We start from the raw sequence: 26153 nt of genomic DNA on the forward strand, positions 1-26153 counted from the left end.
TTTTATCTTAATTTTATATCTCATTTATATTTAGACTTCATTACTTTGCGTTGCCTAGCTGCAACAATATATTTTTATACAACAAGACTTTTAACTTTCGATTCATCCACCATGATTTCATACAACCCAAAAGACTGGATTACCTTCATTTTTCGTTTTCATAAAGCCGACACTTTTCGCCAATTAATTCCCATGATGATTTTCATTGGTTTGTATTCGGCTGGGATAGCGTATCTTGAAATAGAATATTGGGTTTTACCAGAGGACAGCCATGTCAAGAACATCTCCATCATGCACGGAATGCTTGGATTTGTGATTTCGTTATTACTGGTTTTCCGTACCAATACCGCTTACGATCGCTGGTGGGAAGGCCGCAAAATCTGGGGAAGTTTAGTCAACAATTCTCGAAATCTAGCCCTGAAACTATCGGCAATTTTAACTGAAGAGTCAGATCGTGCTTTTTTTAGAAAAATAATCCCAAGCTACGCCTCTATCTTAAACAAACATTTAAAAGACGAAGAAACCAGCAAGCAACTTTTTGAAGATGTTATTATAGAACACCACAAACACAGACCCAACCAAGTGGCCAAAATCTTATTTCATAAAATAAACGACCTCTATAATTCAAAAAAAATAACTGGAGACCAACTCATCATCATAAACCATGAAATCCAATCCTTAACCGATATTTGTGGTGCATGCGAACGCATAAAAAACACGCCTATCCCCTATTCTTACAGTGCATTTATCAAGAAATTTATTTTCTTTTACGTGATGACATTGCCTTTTGGATACGTGTTTAATTTAGGGTACTACGTCATTCCTGTTGTGATATTCACCTTTTACGTCTTGGCCAGTTTAGAGCTAATTGCCGAAGAAATCGAAGACCCTTTTGGGAACGACGACAACGATTTACCCACTAAAAAAATCGCCGAAAACATCAAGCGCCACGTCGAAGAATTGCTTTAAATCAATACTTTTTTTGAGGAGCAATTCCCGTCATCCGCTACAGCCATTTTGGTACAAAACCCTTTTTCTAGGCTGTTTCAGGAGCTTCTTGCAGTCGCTCTGCCCCAACCAGAAAAAAGCGGTTTTCTCCCTGCAATCGCTTTCACTTCTACCGGGGCTAGGAGTTTTTGTGCACTAAAAATCATTTTGAGGAACGAAGCTATCACTCTAAACTACTTCTGCAAGACAAACATAAAACACTTATTTTTCCGAGCAACTCTCAGGGATTCCTCCTTAGTGAGCATATCAATTTTGGAGATATTTTAAACTTTGTGTACCTCTGTGCTCTCTTTGTGTGTCTTCGCGTAATAATGTAACTTGAATTTAAACATAAACAATATTGTCGAGATGCTTACGGGGATTCGGCCGTAGTCTGAATGGCAAGATTAAGTCTATTGTTAACTTTAAGATCCTTTATCCTGTTTTTTTTATATCATTGTGCAATTATTGACCAAATTCGCTCTTTATTCAAAACGAATAAGAGAAGTATTTTAGAACAGTCTTCCTATATTTATACAAAAAAAAAAATCTGCATGAATTCAACATCTAGGATTAAGTCAATTTTACAATCAGGCAGCTTAGACAGTACGCTCACAGGCTTTTTAAATTTTGATTTACGATCTCTTGATATTCAAAAAATATCAGATTTTGAATTACCTACTAACATTCGGCTGGGACATTTGGTTGAGAAAGTTGTTTCGAAACTAATTCAAGAATCCATCAATTTCAGAATTATTTATGAAAATGTTCAAATTATTGAAAATCAAAAGACGATAGGTGAAATTGATTTTATTATTGAAAACACAGCATCGAAACAACAAATTCATTTAGAGCTAGCATACAAATTTTACTTGTTTGATCCGTCAATTTCTTCCGAGCCAATCCTTAATTGGATCGGTCCCAATAGAAACGATTCCTTGAATGAGAAACTCTATAAACTAAAGACAAAACAATTTCCTTTATTATTTCACCCATGCGCTGTATCTCAACTAGAAAATATTGATGTTAGCACAATTACTCAAAAATTATGTTTACTTGTTTCTCTGTTTATACCTTATAATTTAAAGACAGAACTAGATCCTAAATACTTACCAGCGATCAAAGGATTTTACATAAACTTAAAAACTTTTATAGAACTTCACAATCCTGACAATTTATACTATTTACCCACAAAAAAAGATTGGGGAATACATCCGGCAACAAATGAAACTTGGCAGGAATTAAACACTATTGAAAACGTATTAAAATTAAACAGACTCGAAAAACAAAGTCCTTTATGTTGGCAAAAACAAGGTAATTATTATACCGAACTTTTTATTGTTTGGTGGTAATCCTTTTTAACTCATGTATGAGTTACTAAATTTCCCATTTGGGAAGGACAAGCTACAAAATCCAACTACATTTCACTACAAACAAAAACATAGTAATTATCAAATTACATTAATTTCAACCATAAACACTTTAAATTCTCATTATTTTACACTATATTAGCAATACAACACTATATAATGACTAAAATACGTAATTAATTTCGCTATGAATTACCTATCAATGCTACGTATTTAGTCTTTTATTAAAAAACTATATTATGAAAACAATGACTTGTAAACAACTTGGTGGAGCTTGTGAAGCCCAATTTCACGCAAATACTTTTGAAGAAATGGCCGAACAAAGTAAAAACCATGCGTTAGAAATGATTCAAAAAGCAGATGATGCTCATGGCAAAGCAATGAGAGAAATGCAAGAATTAATGCATTTCCCACAAGGTATGAATGCTTGGTATGAAAATAAAAGAAAAACATTTGATTGCCTTCCATCTGATAATTAACAAATCTATCCAAATAAAAACCCTTTCAAAAATCTATTTGAAAGGGTTTTCTATTCTAAAGGCAATTGGAAATTTTAGATTCCAGCTACTGCTTTAATTTCGTCAATAATTCTCAAAGCTAGCGTATCCGCTTTCTCTTGTGAAGGTGCTTCGGTATAAATACGAATTATAGGTTCTGTATTTGATTTTCTCAAATGCACCCATTCTGTAGCAAAATCAATTTTCACACCATCGATTGTAGTTATGTCTTCGTTTTTATATTTTTCGGTCATTGCAACAAGAATTGCATCAACATCAATTTGTGGCGTTAATTCAATTTTGTTTTTACTCATATAATATTCAGGATACGATGCACGCAAAGCAGAAACTGACATTTTCTTGTTTGCTAAATGCGTTAAAAATAAAGCCACACCTACCAAACTATCACGTCCATAATGTGATTCTGGATATATGATTCCACCATTACCTTCACCACCTATAATGGCGTTATTTTTCTTCATTAGATCAACTACATTCACTTCCCCAACTGCCGAAGCTTCGTAAGTTCCGTTATGTTTATTGGTTACATCACGTAATGCACGAGAAGAAGACATATTAGACACCGTGTTTCCTGGAGTTTTACTCAAAACGTAATCGGCGCAAGCCACAAGTGTATACTCTTCACCAAACATTTCACCGTCTTCGCAAATAAATGCCAAACGATCTACATCAGGATCAACGACTACTCCTAAATGAGCACCTTCTTTCACTACTAATTCTGATATATCTGTTAAATGCTCCTTTAAAGGTTCTGGATTATGCGGAAAGTGACCATTTGGTTCACAGTATAATTTGATTACTTCAACCCCCATTTGCTCCAGCAATTTAGGAATAATAATTCCACCCGATGAGTTCACACCATCAACAACCACTTTAAATTTGGCCGCTTTTACAGCTTCAACGTCAACCAAAGCTAAGTTCAAAACTTCGTCGATGTGAATATCCATATAAGCATCATTCTCTGTAACTTCACCTAAACTATCCACATCCGAAAAATCAAACGCTTCAGCTTCTGCAATGACAAGAATTTTTTCACCTTCAATTCCGTTTAAAAATTCCCCTTTTCCATTCAATAACTTCAAGGCATTCCATTGTTTTGGATTGTGAGAAGCGGTAAGAATAATACCACCATCAGCTTTTTCAAGAGGAACAGCAATCTCAACTGTTGGTGTAGTCGAAAGACCTAAATCAATAACATCAATTCCAAGACCTATCAAAGTATTCACTACTAAATTATGAATCATAGGACCAGAGATACGTGCATCACGACCTACAACTACTTTTAGTTTTTCCTTATCCGTTTTAGGTTGGCTGCTGTTTTTCAACCAAGTACCATAAGCCGAAGCAAATTTTACGGCATCAACTGGCGTAAGGTTGTCCCCTACTTTGCCACCTATAGTTCCACGAATTCCAGATATTGATTTTATTAAAGTCATTCTTATTAATTTTAAAGTTTGATTTATCTCGATAATTTCGACAAATATAATAATTGAGCGTTTAAAAAAGTCATTTAGAATTCATAATTTAGGCGAATGAACTTTTTAGCACACATTTATCTTTCAGGAGATAACGATCACATCAAAATAGGGAATTTTATGGCCGATGGAATTCGGGGGAAACATTTTGACCAGTACCCTACGGATATCCAAAAAGGAATTATCCTTCATAGAGCTATTGACACCTTTACAGATGCGCATCCTATATTTAGACAAAGTACCAAAAAACTACACGCTAGATACCATCACTATGCAGGAGTAATTGTAGATGTATTCTACGATCATTTTTTGGCTAAGAACTGGACGAAATATTCGAATGAAAATCTAGAAGAATACATTTTAGCTTTTTATCAATCACTTGAAGACAATCGTGGTCATTTAACCGATAGAACGATTCATTACTTGCCTTATATGATCAAACAAAATTGGTTATCAACTTATCAAACAGTATCAGGAATTCATACCATATTGACGCAGATGGATAGCCTCACAAAATTCAAATCCAAAATGCAATTTGCAACGGAGGAACTGGAACAGTTTTACGATGAATTTGAAAATGAATTTACCACTTTTTTTGAAGATTTAAAGCAACATGTATTGGAACAATCGGAAATATTGGAATACTTATAAAGCAAAACTGATCCAATAGAATTTACTCTGTTTTGCCACTTTCGAACCAAAGCAGTTCACCATTTAAAAAGAAATTATGAAGAAAATAATTCCGTTTCTATTCCTTATTCTAATTGGCTGCAAGACCAATGAATCAGCAATTAACGCTACCGGCTTAGTTACGGACAAAGCAATGGTAGTTTCAGCACGTGAAGAAGCTTCAATCATAGGAGTTGAGATCATGAAAAAAGGCGGAAATGCATTTGACGCTATGGTAGCCACAGAGTTAGCTTTAGCCGTTTCTTACCCGCAAGCTGGTAACCTTGGAGGTGGTGGTTTTATGGTTTTTCGAAAAGCAAACGGAGAAACTGGCGCATTAGATTATAGAGAAAAAGCTCCACTGGCATCGACTAAGGATATGTTTCTAGACAATGGCGGGAATGTTATTGAAGGTAAAAGTACAGCTTCGGCATTTGCATCTGGGGTTCCAGCTACTGTTGCAGGTTTATTTGAAGTACATAAAAAATATGGTGTTTTACCAATTGCTACAATTCTAGCACCTGTAATCGCTTTAGCAAAAAAAGGAGTCGTTGTAACTGAACATCAAGCGGAAAGTTTATCAAAATACAGGGAAACTTTTATAAAAACAAATGGTCCCAGTAGTTTATTTTCGAAAGCATACAAAGTGGGAGACACTATAAAATATCCAGCACTAGCTGCAACTTTGCATCGTATTGCAACCAATGGTCGAGACGAATTCTATAAAGGAGAAACAGCCCAGAAGTTAGTCCGTTTTTTGAATAACAAAGGAGGTAATATGGCTATACAAGACTTAAATACGTACGAAGCCAAATGGCGTTCACCCATAACTTTTGAATACAAAGATTTAAAAATCACCTCTATGTCACCGCCCAGCAGCGGCGGTATTTGTTTGAATCAAATCATGAAAATGATCGAACCATATAACATAGCAGAGATGGGCCACAATAGTGTAAAAGCGATCCAACTAATTACTGAAGCCGAACGAAGAGCATACGCTGACAGAAACTCTTTTCTAGGCGATCCAGATTTTGTAAAACTACCTGTAAAAGAATTACTTGATGCTACTTACATCCATCAAAGAATGAGTGATTTTTCATTTGATAAAGCATCTAAATCTTCTAGTATTTCAAAGGGAAATATTGCAGGATACGAAAGCAAGCAAACTACTCATTATTCTATTGTAGACGCCGATGGTAACGCCGTATCTGCCACCACAACATTAAACGATAATTACGGTTCTAAAATCTATTGTGACGAATTAGGATTTTTTCTTAACAATCAAATGGACGACTTTAGTGCTAAGCCAGGCGTACCTAACCTGTATGGCCTTACAGGTACAGAAGCCAATAGTATTGCACCTGGAAAAAGAATGTTGAGTTCGATGACACCCACTATAGTCGAAAAAAACGGTAAATTATTTATGGTGGTTGGAACACCTGGAGGTTCTACTATTATTACTTCGGTCTTACAAACCATTTTGAATGTTTACGAATACAATATGAGTATGCAGGAAGCTGTAAACGCAGCCCGCTTTCATCATCAATGGTTACCGGATGAAATCACTTTCGAACCTAAGTCTTTTGATAAAAAACTCCTAGAAAAACTGATCCTTAAAGGCTATAAAGTCAACGAAACCAACAAAGAGATCATTGGCGAAGTGGATGCTATTTTAATTTTGCCAGATGGAAAACTAGAAGGAGGCGCTGACAAAAGAGAAGATAATAAAGCTACAGGTTTCTAAAATTACAATTAAATCAATATTATAAATACCTCAGAAATGAAAAAACTAATTCTACTGTTAATAGTCGCTTGTTGTGGATGCAAAGCCCAAACTAGTACTGTTCAACCTACAGGACTTATTGCCAATAAAGCGATGGTTGTATCAGCAAGAGCTGAAGCTTCAAAAATTGGATCAGATATAATGAAAAAGGGGGGCAATGCTTTTGACGCGATGGTTGCTACTGAGTTAGCACTTGCTGTGGCTTATCCCTATGCAGGAAATATTGGTGGCGGTGGTTTTATGGTTTATCGCAAAGCCAATGGTGAAACAGGAACTTTGGATTATCGTGAAAAAGCTCCTTTAGCAGCCACAAAAGACATGTTTCTAGATAGTAACGGCAATGTAATCCCTGGCAAAAGCACCAAAACGCCTTTGGCAATTGGGATTCCCGGAACTATTGCAGGTGTATTTGCCGTGCATAAAAAACTAGGCTCTTTGCCAATGTCGGAAATTTTAAAACCCGTAATCGAATTAGCCGAAAGAGGGGTTATTGTAACCCATAAACAAGAGGAACGTTTAAACGATTACCGCGCCGAACTAATCAAAATTAACGGTGTAAATTCGGTTTTATCAAAGGTTTATAAAGAAAAGGATACGATTAAATATCCTACTTTAGCCAATACATTACGTAGAATTGCAAAAAACGGAAAAGATGAATTTTACAAAGGCGAAACAGCTTCAAAGCTAGTTGCTTATTTACAAAGTAAAGGTGGAATTATCACAATGGAAGATTTGGCTAAATACGAAGCCAAATGGAGAAACCCAATCACCTTTAAATACAAAGATTTAAAAATTATTTCTATGGCTCCGCCAAGTAGTGGAGGAATTTGCTTAGCGCAAATAATGAAAATGATAGCTCCGTATGATTTGAAAAAAATGGGTCACAACTCGGCCGAAGGAATCCAAATTATTGTTGAAGCCGAAAGAAGAGCTTACGCTGACAGAAGTTATTTTTTAGGAGATCCTGATTTTGTAAAAATCCCGCTCAAAGCACTAATGGACGATAATTACCTAAAAGGAAGAATGAGTACTTTTAACATTGACAAAGCCACCTTATCCTCGGATGTTAAAGAGGGTGCGGTGACTTATAATGAAAGTATGGAAACTACCCACTACTCTATTGTAGATCAATTTGGTAATTCAGTTTCGGCTACAACTACCTTAAATGCAGGTTTTGGATCAAAATATTATTGTGATGAATTGGGCTTTATGTTAAATAATGAAATGGATGACTTTAGCGCAAAACCAGGTAGCCCCAATATGTTTGGGTTAGTAGGAAATGAAGCCAACAGTATTGCTCCAGGCAAACGCATGTTGAGTTCTATGACTCCAACAATAGTCGAAAAAAACGGCAAATTATTCATGACAGTTGGATCGCCAGGTGGATCAACGATTATCACTTCAGTATTACAAACGATTTTAAATGTTTACGAATATGATTTAAGCATGCAAGAAGCAGTAAATGCCGCTCGTTTTCATCATCAATGGCTGCCTGACTTAATCACATTTGAACCTAATGCATTTGATGTTAAAACATTAGAAACCTTAAAAGTAAAAGGCTATTTGATTAATGAAAAAAATACACCAGTAATAGGAAAAGTAGACGCTGTGTTAGTACTACCAAATGGAAAACTAGAAGGTGGTGCCGACTTTAGAGGCGATGATACCGCAATTGGATTTTAAATGAAATTACACATAAAAAGACTTGGTTTTAATTCCTGAATATGTAGCTCACCAGAAGACTTATTCAGTTTCTACCCTCTTCTAAATTAAAAACTGATTTAAACTAACAGAAAAAATGTGTGGAACATCAAGATAGCATCCAATTCATGATTAAAAAAGCTATTTTTTGGTCTTTAAGAGAATACGGTAAAACTAATGTTGCGGCAGTAATTGAATATGTTAGTCATTCAGACTTAAAAACATTGAGTAAAAAAGAAGCTTTGAAAAATTTAACTAATGCTTAAAATAATAGTAATTTAGCGTTTTCAAATAAAAATAAATGTTCAAAAAAATTAAATCTAAATTAGAAAGCATAATTGCGTGGTCACAATCTATACTGACAGAAAAGCAATTCATCTTCTTATCTAGTGTATTAGTTGGTATCACTTCAGCCTTTGCAGTAATTGTTTTAAAGACATTCGCCCACTGGGTTTTTTCATTTGCAACCTACATTAATGTAATTTTAAAATTGAGTTTTATTAATAGTATCTTGCCTGTTGCTGGTCTATTATTAACTGTTTTTGTTGTCAAAAAAGTATTGGGAGGTTCTATTGAAAAAGGAACATCTCAAATTTTATACGGAGTAGCCAAGAAAGCTAGTATTATTCCCAAAAAGCAAATGTATGCACAGATCTTCACGAGTTCCTTAACTGTAGGTTTAGGAGGTTCGGCGGGACTTGAGAGTCCTATTGTGGTAACAGGTGCAGCATTTGGATCTAATTATGCCCAAAAATATAAACTTAGTTACAAAGACAGAACCTTACTTATTGGTTGCGGAGTAGCAGCTGGAATTGCAGCTGCCTTTAACGCACCTATCGCAGGAGTTTTATTTGCAATCGAATTTTTATTGGTAGACGTAAGTATATCTGCTTTTACGCCTATTATGATTGCCGCTGCCACTGGAGCCTTAGTATCCGAAATTGTATTAGATGAGACCATTTTATTGAATTTTAAACAACAACAAGTTTTTGATTATCACAAGATCCCTTTTTACATTCTCTTAGGTATTTTCACTGGTTTTGTTTCCATTTATTACACTCGAAATTTTCAAAGAACAGAACATTTTTTTCACAAACTAAAACTAAACCCGTACAAGAAAGCTTTGTTTGGCGCTTCTATATTGGCCGTTTTAATTTTTGTTTTTCCTACTTTATTTGGAGAAGGATATGAGAGTATAAAAGTATTATCCGAAAATGATCCCGGAAAATTACTAGAAAATACCCTTTTTAGAAGTTTTAGAGACAACCCATGGATACTACTTGCTTTTGTAGGTTGTACTATGATGTTAAAAGTTTTTGCAACGGGAATAACATTGGGATCAGGAGGAAATGGAGGAAACTTCGCGCCAGCACTATTTTTAGGATCCTATATTGGCTTTTTCTTTTCGAAATTTATAAATCTAACAGGACTGACGCGCTTGCCCGTGAGTAATTTTACACTTGTAGGAATGGCAGGGATCTTAAGCGGTTTGTTCCATGCTCCATTGACAGCCATTTTCTTGATAGCCGAGATTACTGGTGGTTACAGTTTAATGCTTCCATTAATGATTGTGGCTTCGATCAGTTTTGCTATTTCTAAACGATTTGAAAAACACTCAATGGATGTAAAAAGTTTAGTACAAAAAGGGCATGCTTTTACAAGCAATAAAGATACTAATGTCCTGTCAACCCTAGAAACGACTTCCATTATTCAAACCGATTATTTGACTATCTCCCCTGAAGAAAATTTAGAAAAACTAGTCGATTTAATATCACATTCGAACCAAGTAATTTTTGCGGTAGTAGATGAAGATAAACACTTACTCGGTATTGTACATTTTAATAATATTAGAGAAATAATATTTAATTCGTACCGAGTGAAATATACTTTAGTAAAAGACATCATGACCACTCCAGCCGAAGTAATTTACCCTTTTAATAGTATGGAAACTGTAATGAACAAATTTGAACGTTCAAAAATGGCTTTTTTACCCGTCATAAAAGACGAAAAATACCATGGTTTTATTTCTAAATCTATAGCGCTAGAAGCGTATCGAACAAAATTAAAATCAATGACGATCGAGTAATCATCTTCGATATTATTTTTTATTACTATCGGATAGGGTGTTTTATTGAATGATCCGATATTTATACTATCTTTGTGGTTATGTGGAAGATAGATGTAAATTATAGAGAAGAGTTTCAAACAACATTTGATCGATTGTACCAAAAAAAGCAAGAACTGCAAACCAGCAGACCTTTGCCCGCAATAGCTTTGAATAAAATTAAAGAAAGTTTATCAATAGAATGGACCTATAATTCTAATAGTATTGAAGGAAATACAATGAGTTTAAGAGAAACGCAAATGGTACTTCAAGAAGGAATAACGATCAAAGGTAAATCATTGCGAGAACATTTTGAAACGCACAATCACGATAAAGCAATTGACTACCTATTCTCCATAATAAATGATGAATATGTCCTGCGTAGTATCGATATTTTATCTTTGCACGGATTGGTTTTACGTTCTATTGAAGAGGATTTTGCAGGACGTTTACGTAACGGAGGAGTTCGTATTTCAGGAGCTAATTTTGTTCCACCAAATGCTACTAAAATTTCAATTTTATTAGATGAGTTAATTGACTTTATCAATACCAATCCACTAAACCTTAATGATATCGAGCTTGCAACTGTTTTTCACCATAAACTCGTCTGGATTCACCCATTCTTTGATGGAAATGGACGTACAGTAAGACTGGCTATGAATTTATTATTGATGCGTGCTGGTTTTCCGCCAGCGATTATCTTAAAAAATGACCGTAAAAAATACTACGAAGCATTAAATCAAGCTAATGGTGGGAATTATCAAAAACTTACTTTGTTGATGTGTCAAGCAATTGAGCGTACATTAAATATATACTTAACTGCACTTCCAGGAAACGAGGCTGAATATATTGCTATTTCTAATTTAGTTCAAGAGCCAGATATGCCTTATGGGCAAGAATACATCAGCTTACTTGCTAGGCAAGGTAAAATTGATGCTTACAAAGAAGGCCGAAACTGGCTAACAACAAAAGAAGCCGTTGCAAACTATATGGCCAGTAGAAAAAGAAAACGCTAATCAACTAATTAGCGTTTTTTTTACGTAATAGCGTCTTTTTAATTCGGGAAGGTATAATTAAAATTGTATTTTTGTTAAATACTTAAAATACCATTTACAGTAAATTGATTGACCCCATCATTCTATTTGCCATTTTTAGCCCCTATTTAACCTATGATTATAAAAGCAATTATCGTTGATGACGACGCCAAATCAAGAGAGCTCATTCACAGCTTTTGCAAAATTTATGGTGATAAAAAAATCATCATCGCAGATTTGTGCAACTCTGTAGACGCAGCAATTATTTCTATCGAAAAAAACAAGCCTGATTTAGTTTTCTTGGATATTGAGATGCCTCAACGAAATGGTTTTGAATTAGTCGAGCATTATACCAAAGTTCCATTTGAAATTGTGTTTGTCACTGGACATGCTAATAAATATATTGATGCGCTTCAGTGTAGTGCTTTAGATTATTTAATGAAACCTATAAATCCCTTAAATATAAAATCGATTATAGATCGTTTTGAAAATAAGATTGCGCTAGCCAATAGTCAAGAACGGTTTGAGGTTTTAAAAAACAACTTAAATAATTCCAATACGTCTATTATACTATCTAGCAATGACGGCTTTAAAGTAATAACAACAACAGACATCATTTACTGCGAGACGGGAAATGGTGATGGGAAATGTAAAATTGAGACCATTAATGAAACTATTGTTGTTTCTAAATCATTAAAAGAAATGCATCAATTGTTAACAGATCGTTTATTTCTAAAAGTAAGTAGTAGCGCTATCGTAAACAAAAAATTCATCAAATCATTTCACACAAAAAACAAAAAAATAACACTCTCTAATGGCTACTTAATAACTGTTACCGAGTACAATAAATCAACACTGATGGATGCAATTAATCAGTAAATTTCTCCTTCCTCTACTCCTAATGAGCAGCCTGATTATAACTGCTCAATATAAACCTGCAAAAAATTATACAACTGCTAACGGGCTACCTAATAATGCCGTGCGATCCTTATTTTTAGATCAGAATTATGATGTCTGGATTGGTACCGAAAACGGAATCTGTAAATTTGAAAACGGTACATTTTCCACTCTAGAATTACCAAAAAAAATCACCAACAACAGCTGTTGGGATATAAGTCAGGACAGCGAAGGAAATATGTGGTTTGCCAGTTACGGTGGCGGAATTTACAAATATGATGGCAAACGATATACGGTTTTCAATGCTTCTAATGGACTACCAAATACTAAAGCACGAAAACTGTTAGCCTACAAAAACAAAATGTATGTTGGTACCGATCTAGGTGTAGCTATCATCGATATAAAAACCAATAAAATTAGTGTCCCAAAAGGAATCTTACCTCATTTTGGGGTTTTTATCGTAACTGATTTCGTTATGTCTAAAAACGAAGTTTATTTTTCGACTTCCAATGAAGGTGTTTTTAAAATCGTCTACAAAAATAGTCTTCCTCGAATAGAGAGAGTATTAAAACTAGATCATGCTTTTAGTCTAGGATTGTTTGACAACACCCTTTTAGTGGGTGGCAAAGCTACTATGGAGCAATTAGATATCAATGACCTAATAGAAAATAAAAACACAACAAAATCATTCGGGAGCACCACTGTTTGGGACTATGCAATAGATAAGTACAATAAAAAACATGCTGCTGCCTGGGGCGTTTTTGACTTAAGTGGCGGACTTTTTACTATTGCTAACAATGAAATAACTAACGTCTCAAGAGAGTATGGGATTGATTCCCAAAGCATTTTGAATGTGGCTTATAATCCTGAAAAAGACTGCCTATATGTAGGCTCAAAAGACAAAGGAATTTATGAAGTTCAATTAGATCAAACCATCGTTTACAATCCATTTGACAATAAAAAAATTGTTGATTTTGAAACTTTAAATCATCAAAAAGTGATTTTGCATCAAGATGGAATTTCGATTTTGGATGGCTCCAATTTTGTTGTAAAAACAATTACGAATACTGATTTTAAAAAAGCTGAACTTGCCTACATCAATACTACCAAAAACAAACTGCCAACACATAGCGATGGCTATTTTGAACTAGAGTATAGTACTCCCGCCTCTAAAATTGAATTTTATGAAATCGTAAAACACGAAAAATCATTATGGATTACAAGTAATATAGGCGTTTATGAAATGAATTTTAACGGATCAATCATCAATTATCTTCCTATTCATAGCTACAAGATTGGTTTCACTGCTGATGGTCAATTTATAGAAACCATTCCTTATGCAGGTGTTCGAATTTATGATAATGTCTATCATTTACAAGCCAAACACTTTTCGGAATTTGATAAAAGTACACCTTTGAATGTTGTTGGTATTTTAAACAATCAAAACAAAACCTATTTAGTGTCCGTTTTTCAAGGTTTATTTAAACATCAAAATAATACCTTCCAATCCCTTTTGAATAATAACATTTGGAGTCAAGAAAAACTAAAATTCATCACTAAAAACAACAAAGGCAATCTCATAATTGCTTCAGAATTTGGTGCCGTTACAATAATTGATGATTCAAAATCTTTTAAAGTACTAAAAAACATTAATAAAGATCAAATAATAGGCAACACCCTTACCTTTCTTGAATCGTACAAAGATTATATTTTTATTGGGACTGAACAGGGAATTACTATTTATCGCAATGGGCAATTTCAATTCTTTGACAAAGAGCAAGGCCTTAGTGATGCTGCAATAAGTAGTTCGGCTATTTTTGAAAATCAACTATGGTTAGGTACCCAAAAAGGGTATTTCTCCATCAATCTGGATAAACTAACTGCAAATAAAAAAACGGTTTCAAGCATTGCTATCACAAATATTACGATCAATTCCGTACCTATTAAGTCCACTAATTACCATTGGTTTACCTATACTTCAAAGGAATTAAATTGTGAATACAATCAGAATACTATTGCTGTTGATTTTGTACCTAAAGGACATACTTTCCCCAACAAGTTAAAATTCAGGTACCGTTTAAAAAGTGATGACCGATGGAGTCCATATACTGACAAACCTTATGTTTATTTGTCTTACTTACCGGCCAATACGTACCAATTAGAAATAGAAGTATATGACTTACATTCGGGTAAAACGACTTGTTACACTATCCTAACTATTACTATTAAAAAACCATTTTGGGAAACGGCTTGGTTTTATGCAGCAATAGGACTTTGTCTTGTTCTATGTTTTTTACTTATCGTTTCAAGAATAAAAAAACAAGCGAAGCAAAAAGCCGCAACCGAACGCAAACTTGCCAAAGCTAAACTAGAAGCTTTATTGAGCCAGATGAACCCTCATTTTACATTTAATGCGTTAACCAGCATACAGAGTTTTGTATTTAATAAAGACGTTCTTGATTCTAGTATTTATATTAGCGAAGTAGCTAGTTTAATGCGCCAAACCTTAGATAACTCTTCGAATCAAACCATAACAATCGCAGATGAAATTCGGTATTTACAAACTTATATTTCGATAGAAAACAAGCGATTTGATGGTCGAATACAGTCTCAAATTATTGTTGATCAATCGATCCTTCAAGAGATTACAGAGATCCCAACTATGTTGTTGCAGCCTTTTGTAGAAAATATTTTCAAACACGCATTTACTGAAGATTCCGTGCAACCAGCATTTACAATTGAATTCACAAGAGTAGCAAACATGCGCTTACAAATTCTTATTTCAGACAATGGAAACGGGAAAAAAGAAACTACTAAAAATCATGTTTCAAAAGGATTGTCTATTGCCAAAGAACGCTTGCAAATTATGCAGCCTACGAATGAAAATCCAATCGTTATAATTTTCTCAGAAACTGGAACCACAGTCAAAATCAAACTAATTATCCAAACTGAAAAACCAATTACAACCTAGAATAGTCATTTTGTAGCCTAGAATGCTCGAATTACTTTTGCGCTATTTTTTATTATATTTTATGTATTTAAATTTGTTTTTCAACTTGATAACAAAACCTTTAAATACACAAAAAATGGAAACTATTATGCGCATAATACCATTTGTAGTTTTATCCTTAATACTATATTTAATCATTACTCATAAAAAACCCAACTAGTTACACTATCAAGTCCTGTTTACAAAAAGATTCCTTATATAGCATTGAACAAAAGTTTTACAGAACAAATATCAAATTATACAAAAGACGCTATCTACAAATTAGCGTTTTTTTTATGTGCAACAGCCAAATATAATTAAAAGCACAAATCGTTATAAACAGCCCCGATTGCAGTAAAAATCCTTATAAGGCAATTGTTTTGCCTTATAAGATTGAAACGGAAAGCGGGAGGGAATTGTATTGATACACGTTTGGTTTCTGCTTCTAGAAATAGGCTGAAATGATTTATAAATCCTTGATTTTAACATAAACTTCTAAAGTGTTCTATGGAAAGAATCAACCAAAAGAGTAACTTTGCTTTTTTGCAAAATTATGTTAGACAAAGACAATACGATTGAAGTTCAAGGTGCACGTGTTCACAACCTTAAAAATATAGATATTTCGATTCCTAGAGAGAAACTGGTTGTTATCACTGGGCTTTCGGGCTCTGGGAAATCATCCTTAGCTTTCGACACTATTTATGCCGAGGGGCAGCGGCGTTATGTAGAAACTTTTTCGGCTTATGCCAGACAGTTTCTTGGTGGCTTAGAACGTCCCGATGTGGACAAAATTGACGGACTTTCGCCGGTAATTGCCATTGAACAAAAAACGACAAGTAAGAGTCCAAGATCTACTGTGGGAACAATTACGGAGATTTACGATTTCTTGCGTTTGCTTTATGCTCGTGGTGCCGATGCTTACAGTTACAATACGGGGGAGAAAATGGTGAGCTACTCTGATGAGCAAATTAAGGAATTAATTACGCAAGACTTTCTAAATAAGCGCATCAATATTTTGGCTCCTGTTATTAGGGCTAGAAAGGGACATTATGGTGAGTTGTTTCAGCAAATTGCGAAGCAAGGTTTCTTGAAAGTTAGGGTAAATGGTGAAGTTCGCGAAATCACATCGGGCATGAAATTGGATCGATATAAAACTCATGATATTGAGATTGTGGTAGACCGAATGCTAGTTGAAGAAACAACCGACAATCAAAAACGCTTATCCGAAAGTATCAATACCGCCATGCATCATGGGGAAAACGTCTTGATGGTTTTAGATCAGGATTCGAATGAAGTACGGTATTTTAGTCGTAATTTAATGTGCCCGAGTTCAGGGATATCCTATCAAAATCCAGAACCCAATTTATTTTCGTTTAACTCTCCAAAAGGAGCCTGTGATCATTGTAATGGTCTGGGTACGGTAAACGAAATTAACGTAAAAAAGATAATTCCAAATCCTAAGCTGTCTATAAAAGCAGGAGGTTTTGCGCCTTTGGGCGAATACAAATCGTCTTGGATTTTCAAGCAATTGGAAATCATAGGTGAGAAATTTGACTTTAAAATCACCGATCCAATCGAAAAAATTCCTGAGGAAGCAATGGAAATGATTTTGAATGGCGGAAAAGAAAAATTCACAATCAACTCCCCCAACCTAGGTGTTGCGAGAGATTACAAAATAGACTTTGAGGGAATTTCTCAATTTATTAAAAACCAATACGACGAGAGTGGTTCTACAACAATAAAACGTTGGGCCAAAGAATTCATGGACGAGATTAACTGTCCCGTTTGTGAGGGTTCTAGATTAAAAAAAGAGGCACAATTCTTTAAAATCAATGAAAAAAACATATCGGAATTGTGTGATATGGACATTTCAGATTTGACCATTTGGTTTAATGATTTACACAATCACTTATCGGATAAACAAAAACGAATTGCTACTGAAGTAGTAAAGGAAATCAAAGATAGACTGCATTTTTTAATGAATGTAGGGTTGGATTATTTGGCTTTAAGCCGAAGTTCAAAATCCCTATCTGGTGGAGAGGCGCAACGTATTCGTCTTGCTACTCAAATTGGATCGCAATTGGTGGGCGTACTCTATATTTTAGATGAGCCAAGCATTGGTTTACACCAAAGAGACAACGAAAAGTTGATTCATTCACTAGAGCAATTGCGCGACATAGGAAACTCAGTTATTGTGGTAGAACACGATAAAGACATGATTGAGCAAGCCGATTATGTGATCGATATTGGCCCGAAAGCAGGAAAATTTGGAGGAGAGATCATCAGTATTGGTACACCAGCTGAAACCTTGAAGTCAGATACCATTACTGCACAATATTTGAACGGAAAAATGAAATTTGAGATTCCGAAAAAACGTCGTGAAGGAAATGGAAAGTTTTTAAAACTAACAGGCGCAACCGGAAATAACTTAAAAAACGTTTCTATTGAGTTGCCTCTTGGTAAAATGATTTGCGTTACAGGAGTTTCAGGAAGTGGTAAATCTACTTTAATCAACGAGACCCTCTACCCTATTTTGAATGCTTATTATTTTAATGGTGTCAAAAAACCGCAGCCCTATAAAAAAATTGAAGGACTAGAACACATCGATAAAGTAATAGACATTGACCAGAGTCCGATTGGGAGAACACCACGTTCCAATCCCGCAACTTATACCGAGGTTTTTACCGAAATAAGAGCCTTATTCACTAAAACATCCGAAAGTATGATTCGCGGTTACAAAGCCGGTCGTTTTAGCTTCAATGTAAAAGGAGGACGCTGCGAAACTTGTCAAGGGTCTGGTGTGCGAACGATCGAAATGAACTTTTTACCGGATGTGTATGTGGAGTGCGAAACCTGCCAGGGAAAACGTTTTAATAGAGAAACATTAGAAATTCGTTTTAAAGGAAAATCGATCTCGGATGTCTTGAATATGACGGTTGATGAAGCGGTTCCATTTTTTGAAATGATTCCAAAAATCTACAGAAAAGTTAAAACAATTCAGGATGTAGGTTTAGGATACATTACACTAGGACAGCAAAGCACAACGCTATCAGGTGGTGAGGCACAACGCATCAAACTAGCTGGAGAACTGTCTAAAAAAGATACTGGAAATACTTTTTACATCTTGGACGAACCCACTACAGGTTTGCATTTTGAAGATATTAGAGTACTAATGACCGTAATTAATAAACTAGTAGATAAAGGAAATACAATTTTAATTATTGAACACAATATGGACGTGATCAAACTAGCCGATTATATTATAGATATTGGTCCCGAAGGTGGTAAAGGCGGTGGACAATTAGTCGCCAAAGGTACTCCCGAAGAAATCATAAAAAACAAAAAAAGCTATACCGCAAAATTCTTGAAGAAAGAATTAGAATAATCTTAATCCGCCACAAGGCGGATTTTGTTTTTTAAGACTATTTCAGGTTTGTATCTACCCTTAAAAAAAAAACGTACAACGGAAGCTCCAAAGAATGGGATTAGAAAATATAATACAAATTTCCCTCTAATTGGATGAGCGCCTGAAAAGCACGCTAGTTTTTCACATATTAATTACTCTTAATTATTTGGGCGAGCCCCTACCTCCACTCCGTTACGGTAGCGTCAGGCTCATATCTTTGCTTTGAATACAGATATATGAAATACTTAACTTTGAAATATTATTTGATAACAAAACAAAGTTGCATAATCGTTGTCGGGCTAGATACATTTTAATGATATTGACGTATAGGAAGATCAACTTTGTTTTTATTACATATAAGCCTCAATAAGTACTTAAGCACTAGATTAATATTTAGATGTTGTATAAAAAATGAGCAAAGGCATGTGCAATATTTTGTTATCGTAAAAACAAAAAAATTATGAATTTGAAGTATTCAGTAGGATTGGACATTGCTAGTAAAAAAATTGACATTTGTATGTCAGTAATTGATAGTAATCAGAGAGTAATTGTTGTTTCAAGCAAGTCGTTTTTAAACACTTTAAATGGATTTAAAGACATGGACGAATGGGTTGTGAAAAACCATAAAGAGAAAGAAGTTCCGTTGGTTCTATGTATGGAAGCCACTGGAGTTTATCATGAAAATTGTGCTTTGTATTTTTCTGAAAGAAAATATAACACTTCCATTATTTTGCCAAATAAAGCAAAGCATTATTTAATTTCATTGGGATTAAAATCAAAAAATGATAGTATTGATGCCAAAGGATTATCAAAAATGGGAGCCGAACAATGTTTGGAATTATGGCAACCAATGGGTAAGTTTTTCTATGAACTACGACAATACACAAGACAGTATCAAAATTTACAAGAACAAAAAACAGTTTTTAATAATCAGCTTCATGCTCTAGAACATGCAATGTTTAAAAGTAAAAAGATGATAAAACAACAACAAGACACCATTAAACTCTTTGATAAGCAACTCAAAGAACTTGAGAAATTAATAAAGAATCTGATATATTCAGATGAAATAATAAAACAAAAGGTATCTAATATTTGTAGAATAAAAGGAATTGGAATGCTTACGGCAGCAACAATTTTAGCAGAAACAAATGGCTTTGAATTGTTTAAAAATTATAAGCAATTAGTCTCTTATGCAGGTTTTGATGTTGTTGAACGAGAGTCTGGCACCAGTACCGGAAAAACAAAAATATCAAAAAAAGGCAACAGTCATATTAGAAGAGCATTATTTATGCCAGCCTTTGTAGCTGTTAAACATAATGAAAAACCAGCAATAGATTTATACAATCGAACCATTGAAAAACATGGGATCAAAATGAAAAGTTATGTTGCTGTACAAAAAAAACTATTGGTCCTAATATACCATATTTGGAAAAAAATGAGGAATATGATCCAAATTATTTAGAGAAAATCAATCAACAGCAAGAAAATATAACATATCTTATAAATGACGAGAAAAACAAAAAAAATAGCCCCAATCAAGTCGAGGCTATACCAGATAAACAAATCATTATTGAAAATGAAACGCTTTCTATAGTTTAACAAATATATAAAAATTAAAAGAAAATCATTAGGATTTTAAGATAGTACCTATACTGCAATCTTTTATTTAAGCATTACCCTTCGGGACAGCTTAAATAAAAGGATTGAGGTAAGCATTTAAGCACATATTATTTTTTGATGAGTAATATTATCTGATTTTACCATCCTCTTGATTAAATTATTAAAAATGGTTTCTTTAGTTTGGGAACGATTAATTCGGTAACAAAACTCATCGAAATACCTGTTAATATTACTCTCACTAACCCAAGAATAAGTTGTTCTTATCCACGACTTCACCTGATGAATCATAATATGTAATGCTTTAAATTTAGAGCCTTTGTCACTTAATATTTGTGTCAGATCAAAATCCTTAGCAATCGGATTGTATCCTTTCCATTTGTCAGTCGTGATTCTCGCATCTTTACCTATATGCTTTTCAAACATCTTTCTTAAAGATTTGGAAGAGTAATCTGGAATTTGAAAGGTATAAAAACGTTTCACTTTCCCATCATCTGTAAGTTCTACAGCACATACGGCTTTTTTCTTTGTACTATCATAACTCCTTCCAGGTTTGCCTTCTTCATAACCACCCACAACGTATTCATCAACATTAACAACTCCAGTCATAGGAAAATCTCCACTTGATTTCATCGCCTCACGCACTTTATGCATAAATAACCTTGCGGTTCTTTCGTGAACACCAAAACGAACTGCTGTTTGAGAAGCCGAAAGACTTTTTGTGCTGGTTGACATTTCAAAACAAATAAAAAACGCCTTTTTCAAACCAAATTTTACTTTATGGAACAAAGTATTCGCCATTGCTGATTCAGTATCGCTACAAATATTACAAGTTCTTGCAAAATCTTTACGTATTTGACTCTTAGTATGGCTGCACTTTCTACAAACATATCGCTCTGACCATTTGATTTCTGAAAGATATTCTCTACAATCTTGGTCGGTTTTGAATCGTTTAGAAAACTCTATGAGATTTTGACCTTTAAAAATTTTCATTTTTTCTATATTTTTCGAAACTTTGAAGGTATGAAATTAAATGCTGACCTCAATAAAAGGATTTCCACTGCCATCCTTCTCGCAAACTACAATACGATTCATAATTGGTACCATTGAAAGACATTATATACAACTGAAAAATTAGAACTTATTAAAAGCAACTGTTTATGTATATTATTTTTACTAGTATGCATTAATAAGATTATTATTATATATTTGGAAGCCGTTTTCACTTACTACATTATAAGATAAACGTACACATCTAACTGAAATAATAGCTCCAATATGAAACTAAAATCACTTATTATATTGCTGTTCTTGTCTTATTTAGCAAACGCACAAAGTCGATACAACCTGCTAGATCACGGGAAAAATAAATTCTTTCTAGCAGATTCAATTGTAAAACTGGCTCAAACTGGTCAAATTACAAATCAACCAATTGTTGTCATAAATGGAATTCCGTTTCGCTATCAAGATCTTGAAAAACAAAAACTGCACCTTAGTAAACCGGCGATTGCAAAAATAAATGCAATTGATAAACAAAAAGCAATTGCTATTTATAGTAATTATGGAGAGGCGGGAGTATTAATCATTACAACTACTGGGTACAAAACAATACTATTAGATAATAATGATGACGATCAATACTATTTAACTGATAAAGTAAATGCGGCTTACGATAGTGGTGCTATAGTAAATTCACCCATAATTGTTATCGATGGTGTTCCTTATTCGTACGATAAAAAAGAGAATACAATTAGATTACCACTAAAAAAAGAAACAATTCAAGATATCAACTTCGTAGACAAAAGTACCAGTTCAGTACTATATGGAGCCAAAGAAACATCTGGTGCCATCCTAATTACAACAACCAATTAAAGTCAAAATCAACAAACCTCTAAAAGACAAAAATGAAACAACAATTTACCAAAACCAAATTATCTGTATTACTAAGTTTATTCTCAATATTGCTATTTGCTCAAAATGAAAATGTAAAACAAATAGATTCTATAGAAAAAACCTTTACATACAAACACGGAACTATTACGTTATCAAATGGAGTTGGAAGTATAAATGTTCCCAATGGTTTCAAATACTTAGATCCAGTACAAGCAGAAAGAGTTTTAGTTGAATTATGGGGGAACCCAAAATCTGACAATCTGACTTTAGGCCTTTTACTTCCAGAAAAACAAGGCGTTTTAGATCAAAAAGGCTATGTTTTTAACATTCAATATGACGAAATAGGGTATGTCAAAGATGATGATGCAGATGACATTGATTATGATGAACTCTTGACTCAAATGCGAAAAGATAGCGACGAAGAAAACATTAGTCGTGAGAAAGAAGGCTTTCAAGCCATAAGTATTGTAGGCTGGGCTGCTAAGCCTTTTTACGACGAAGACCGAAAAATTCTACATTGGGCAAAAGAAATAAAATTTGGAACAGATGCTCTCAATACATTAAATTACAATGTAAGAATCCTAGGAAGAAAAGGTGTTATTGTATTAAACGCAATAGCAACCGAGTCTGAACTGCCTCTAGTGCAACGTGATATTAGCAAAGTGCTTGATATAGTCCAATTCAATAAGGGTTATAAGTATGAAGAATTTGACAGTTCAATTGACAATGTTGCAGCTTGGACCATTGGAGGCTTAGTTGCCGGTAAGATTCTAACTAAAGTAGGTGTTTTTGCAATTATTGCTAAATTTGGTAAAGTCATCTTCCTGGCCATTTTAGGTTTTTTCGGTGCATTCAAAAACAAACTTAAAAACCTCTTCTCCAAAAACAAAAAAAAGGAAGAATTAGATAGCCCTGAAGAAACACCAGAATAAAACAATAGTAACATTACCTCAGTTTGAATTGAATGAACAGAGAATTATGATGCCTACATTTAATCTTTTTATTGTAAGCACACCTTTTATCACTTGCAATTCACTAGACATTTTCTATGTTAATTGATTAAAACTGAGGTAGTCTGTAGGTATGTTTATTTCAATCCGAACCTAAAGTAATTATATATCAATATTTTAACTATTTTTAGAGTTACAAAACTATTTTAAAATACAAAATTAATGAGTGCGATTTTACAACAGGCTTTTAGAAATTCAAATTTTGAAGAGGTAAAAAATATACTAAGTTCAAATCCATCCGAGTTTGAATCGATCAATCAATATAGTAGAGCTCCCATTTACAGTTCTTTGCTTAAAAACGGTCAATTTTCAATACTAGATATCTTGATCGATAAGCAATTAATTCCAACTGATTTATATGAATATGACACTTATTCCAATTCGCTTTTTTCCGTTTTATTCAAAGATCTAAAAGATGATCCAGAGGGGCTCTTCTTTTTGGAGAATTTATTGTCTAAAATAGCGAATATTGATGAAGTAGTTAAAAACGAAACTTTAATCCAACTTGCTGTTGGACAAAATGCAAAACCCCTTTTTATACAAAAATTGATTTCGGCGGGTTGTAATCCCAATTACAAAGACAATTCAGAGAATAGCTACCTGCATTTATTCCTTGCTAAACACGGCCTAGATACCACACTGTTAAATGAATATATTTCACTTTTTATTGATGAAGGTGTAGATGTAAATGCTGAGAACATTCTTAAAAAAACACCACTTTTTATCGCCGTTTCTAACAATAAGGTAAACTGTTTAACTACTTTATTAGATAATGGTGCTCAAATAAACCATCAAGATAAAGACGGGCAAAGTATTTACTACGAATGTATTGTCAATAAAAGAAGTTATGATATAGCTAAAAAACTAACGGAATATGAATCAATAGATTTTGAAAAAACAACCAATTCCAATGAAACTATTTTATTTAATTTCTTGAAGAATTGTACTGAAAATGAAACAAATCTGTTCGACTTACTACTCGAACAATCAGCCGATTTTTACCAAGCTAGTTTTTATTATGAAATGAGAACTCCCATAAGTTTGTTGCCTCAAATTCCTTTTTCGTTTTTTGAAAAGGCGATACAAACAGACAAAATTGATCTGCACCAAACTGATAATGAGGGAAACACACTTTTGCATACTGTTTGCAATTATAATTTAAACCATGATCAAAACAAGGCGAAAGAACTGTACAAGAAAGTTAAGTTTTTATTAATTACCTCCTTGGATAGCGACGCAACCAACAACGACGATAAAACAGCCTTACAACTTGCATTAACAGATAATCTAAAAGATAAAATTGTAACTTTATTACTAAATTCAAAACCAGCATAACTATGTCCATGTCATTTATTATTGCGTGTGAAAGCGGAAAAAGAAAAATTGCAGAAATTCTTATTCAAAATAAAGAAGTTGATGTCAATTATACCGACGAAAAAGGAAGAACGGCTTTGCATTATGCAGTACATCAAGGTTATCTTGATATTGCAAAAACCCTTATCAATGAAGGAGCTGATCAAGATTATGAAGATCATAACGGGGAAACTGCCTTATATTTTGCTTGTTTGCAAAAGCAAAAACAAACGGCTTTATTCTTAATTGAAAACGGAGCTAGAACCACTATAAACACCAACCAAGGAAATAGTTTACTGCATTTATCGGCCCAAAACGGACAAATAGAAATTGTACAAAAACTAGTAGAAAATGGTTTTGAAATTGACCTAGAAAACAAAGAAGCAATTACACCTCTCCAACTTGCTGTGGCATACAAAAACAGAGAGATTGTTAAATTCTTATTGTCTAAAGGTGCCGATGTTGAAAAAACAAATAAGAATGGAGATACTCCATTACTAATTGCTGCACGTACCGAAAACAAACCTATTATAGAGGTTTTGCTAGAGAACAATGCGCAAATCAATGCTGTAAATCACAACAATCAGTCGCCACTGTTAATTGTATGCGAACGTAATAATCGATTACTTGCTAAATTATTGATTGAAAATGGAGCCGATATATTTGTTGAAAATCAAGATGGCTTGTCCCCTATTTGGTACGCTTGCGCAAAAAATCAAAAAGAGATCGTAGGCTTATTTTTAGAAAACGGTCTAGATATAAATTATGCAAAACCCACTACCGAAAATGCTGATTTAGTTTCTAATTATTTGGATTGGGTCGAATGTGCGACTAGTTTAGACCTTGATAGTAATTATACACTAAATAACACCTATGCTTTTGGAGGAGAAACCTTGTTACAGTTGGCTGTAAAAAACGGACACCTCTCCATGGTTAAATTTTTAGTTGACAAAGGGATAGACGTCAATATTGAAGACGAAAGCAGTAACACAGCCTTACATTTTGCTGCCTTAAACGGTAAAAAAGATATTGTAAAATTTCTGTTAGAAAATAATGCCAATCCGAACGCGGAAAACAGTAAAAACCAAAAAGCGATAGATTACTCGAACATCAAAGGCTACAACGAAATAACGGTACTTTTACTCGCTTTTGGTTCAACTAGTAAAACAGAAGTAAAAAATCCAACAGCAGTTCTAGTTCCTCCATCTAACGAAAGTAGCAGCATTGGCGATAAAAAGAAAGCCCTTTTTGACTTAAAAGAACTTTTTGACGCTGGTATATTGAATACAGCTGAATTTGAAACGGAGAAGAAAAAAATATTAAACGGATAAAACGTCAGCATCACGA

General features: G+C 34.0%; 19 protein-coding genes. 17 read left to right on the forward strand and 2 right to left on the reverse strand.

What is annotated here, in order from left to right:
* The first annotated feature begins 111 nt into the window (after positions 1-111).
* The 3 genes from H8R24_RS09195 (at position 112) to H8R24_RS09205 (ending at position 2836) form a co-directional block, all read left to right on the forward strand.
* Complete coding sequence (locus tag H8R24_RS09195) at positions 112-969, forward strand: bestrophin family protein (protein WP_187018279.1); 858 nt, start codon at positions 112-114, stop codon at positions 967-969.
* Positions 970-1541: 572 nt separating this feature from the next.
* On the forward strand, positions 1542-2339 hold the full coding sequence (locus H8R24_RS09200) for a DUF1853 family protein (RefSeq protein ID WP_187018278.1): 798 nt from the start codon (positions 1542-1544) through the stop codon (positions 2337-2339).
* Positions 2340-2596: 257 nt separating this feature from the next.
* Positions 2597-2836, forward strand: a complete 240-nt coding sequence (locus H8R24_RS09205; RefSeq protein WP_187018277.1) for a DUF1059 domain-containing protein — start codon at positions 2597-2599, stop codon at positions 2834-2836.
* Positions 2837-2910: 74 nt separating this feature from the next.
* Here H8R24_RS09205 and glmM read toward each other — a convergent pair whose 3' ends face one another.
* Positions 2911-4311, reverse strand: a complete 1401-nt coding sequence (gene glmM / locus H8R24_RS09210) for a phosphoglucosamine mutase (RefSeq protein WP_187018276.1) — start codon at positions 4309-4311, stop codon at positions 2911-2913.
* Between the two features lie 96 nt (positions 4312-4407).
* Between glmM and H8R24_RS09215 the strand changes: the two genes are divergently transcribed.
* The 10 genes from H8R24_RS09215 to H8R24_RS09260 all read left to right on the forward strand — a co-directional run bounded on the left by H8R24_RS09215 (position 4408) and on the right by H8R24_RS09260 (position 20395).
* Entirely contained in the window at positions 4408-5001 is a 594-nt protein-coding gene (locus H8R24_RS09215) for an acyl carrier protein phosphodiesterase (RefSeq protein ID WP_187018275.1), read from the forward strand.
* A gap of 76 nt (positions 5002-5077) precedes the next feature.
* The gene (gene ggt / locus H8R24_RS09220; protein WP_187018274.1) at positions 5078-6763 is read left to right on the forward strand and encodes a gamma-glutamyltransferase; all 1686 of its coding nucleotides are present in this window, start codon (positions 5078-5080) and stop codon (positions 6761-6763) included.
* A 36-nt stretch (positions 6764-6799) separates the two neighbouring features.
* Positions 6800-8485, forward strand: coding sequence for a gamma-glutamyltransferase (gene ggt / locus H8R24_RS09225; protein ID WP_187018273.1), 1686 nt, complete (start codon positions 6800-6802; stop codon positions 8483-8485).
* Positions 8486-8604: 119 nt separating this feature from the next.
* Positions 8605-8769 carry a DNA alkylation repair protein gene (locus H8R24_RS09230; RefSeq protein ID WP_317172575.1) on the forward strand — a complete coding sequence of 55 codons (165 nt, stop codon included), beginning with the start codon at positions 8605-8607 and terminating at the stop codon, positions 8767-8769.
* Positions 8770-8804: 35 nt separating this feature from the next.
* Positions 8805-10589, forward strand: a complete 1785-nt coding sequence (locus tag H8R24_RS09235; protein ID WP_187018272.1) for a chloride channel protein — start codon at positions 8805-8807, stop codon at positions 10587-10589.
* An 80-nt stretch (positions 10590-10669) separates the two neighbouring features.
* Complete coding sequence (locus H8R24_RS09240) at positions 10670-11623, forward strand: Fic family protein (protein WP_187018271.1); 954 nt, start codon at positions 10670-10672, stop codon at positions 11621-11623.
* Between the two features lie 153 nt (positions 11624-11776).
* Positions 11777-12520 (forward strand): LytR/AlgR family response regulator transcription factor, encoded by a 744-nt coding sequence (locus H8R24_RS09245; protein ID WP_187018270.1) that lies wholly within the window; start codon positions 11777-11779, stop codon positions 12518-12520.
* Between the two features lie 22 nt (positions 12521-12542).
* Positions 12543-15509 (forward strand): sensor histidine kinase, encoded by a 2967-nt coding sequence (locus H8R24_RS09250; protein WP_187018269.1) that lies wholly within the window; start codon positions 12543-12545, stop codon positions 15507-15509.
* A 571-nt stretch (positions 15510-16080) separates the two neighbouring features.
* Positions 16081-18912 (forward strand): excinuclease ABC subunit UvrA, encoded by a 2832-nt coding sequence (uvrA, locus tag H8R24_RS09255; RefSeq protein WP_187018268.1) that lies wholly within the window; start codon positions 16081-16083, stop codon positions 18910-18912.
* Between the two features lie 481 nt (positions 18913-19393).
* On the forward strand, positions 19394-20395 hold the full coding sequence (locus H8R24_RS09260; protein ID WP_225876793.1) for a transposase: 1002 nt from the start codon (positions 19394-19396) through the stop codon (positions 20393-20395).
* Between the two features lie 254 nt (positions 20396-20649).
* Here H8R24_RS09260 and H8R24_RS09265 read toward each other — a convergent pair whose 3' ends face one another.
* Positions 20650-21543, reverse strand: a complete 894-nt coding sequence (locus H8R24_RS09265; protein WP_187018267.1) for an IS1595 family transposase — start codon at positions 21541-21543, stop codon at positions 20650-20652.
* A gap of 285 nt (positions 21544-21828) precedes the next feature.
* On the opposite strand from H8R24_RS09265, the gene H8R24_RS09270 reads away from it, so the two are divergent.
* The 4 genes from H8R24_RS09270 (at position 21829) to H8R24_RS09285 (ending at position 26137) form a co-directional block, all read left to right on the forward strand.
* Complete coding sequence (locus H8R24_RS09270; protein ID WP_187018266.1) at positions 21829-22422, forward strand: hypothetical protein; 594 nt, start codon at positions 21829-21831, stop codon at positions 22420-22422.
* A gap of 32 nt (positions 22423-22454) precedes the next feature.
* The gene (locus H8R24_RS09275) at positions 22455-23375 is read left to right on the forward strand and encodes a DUF2167 domain-containing protein (RefSeq protein WP_187018265.1); all 921 of its coding nucleotides are present in this window, start codon (positions 22455-22457) and stop codon (positions 23373-23375) included.
* A 240-nt stretch (positions 23376-23615) separates the two neighbouring features.
* Entirely contained in the window at positions 23616-24788 is a 1173-nt protein-coding gene (locus H8R24_RS09280; protein WP_187018264.1) for an ankyrin repeat domain-containing protein, read from the forward strand.
* A gap of 8 nt (positions 24789-24796) precedes the next feature.
* On the forward strand, positions 24797-26137 hold the full coding sequence (locus H8R24_RS09285; RefSeq protein ID WP_225876792.1) for an ankyrin repeat domain-containing protein: 1341 nt from the start codon (positions 24797-24799) through the stop codon (positions 26135-26137).
* The last annotated feature ends 16 nt before the right edge of the window (positions 26138-26153 follow it).

It is taken from the genome of Flavobacterium muglaense (assembly GCF_014305155.1).
GTDB lineage: Bacteria > Bacteroidota > Bacteroidia > Flavobacteriales > Flavobacteriaceae > Flavobacterium > Flavobacterium muglaense.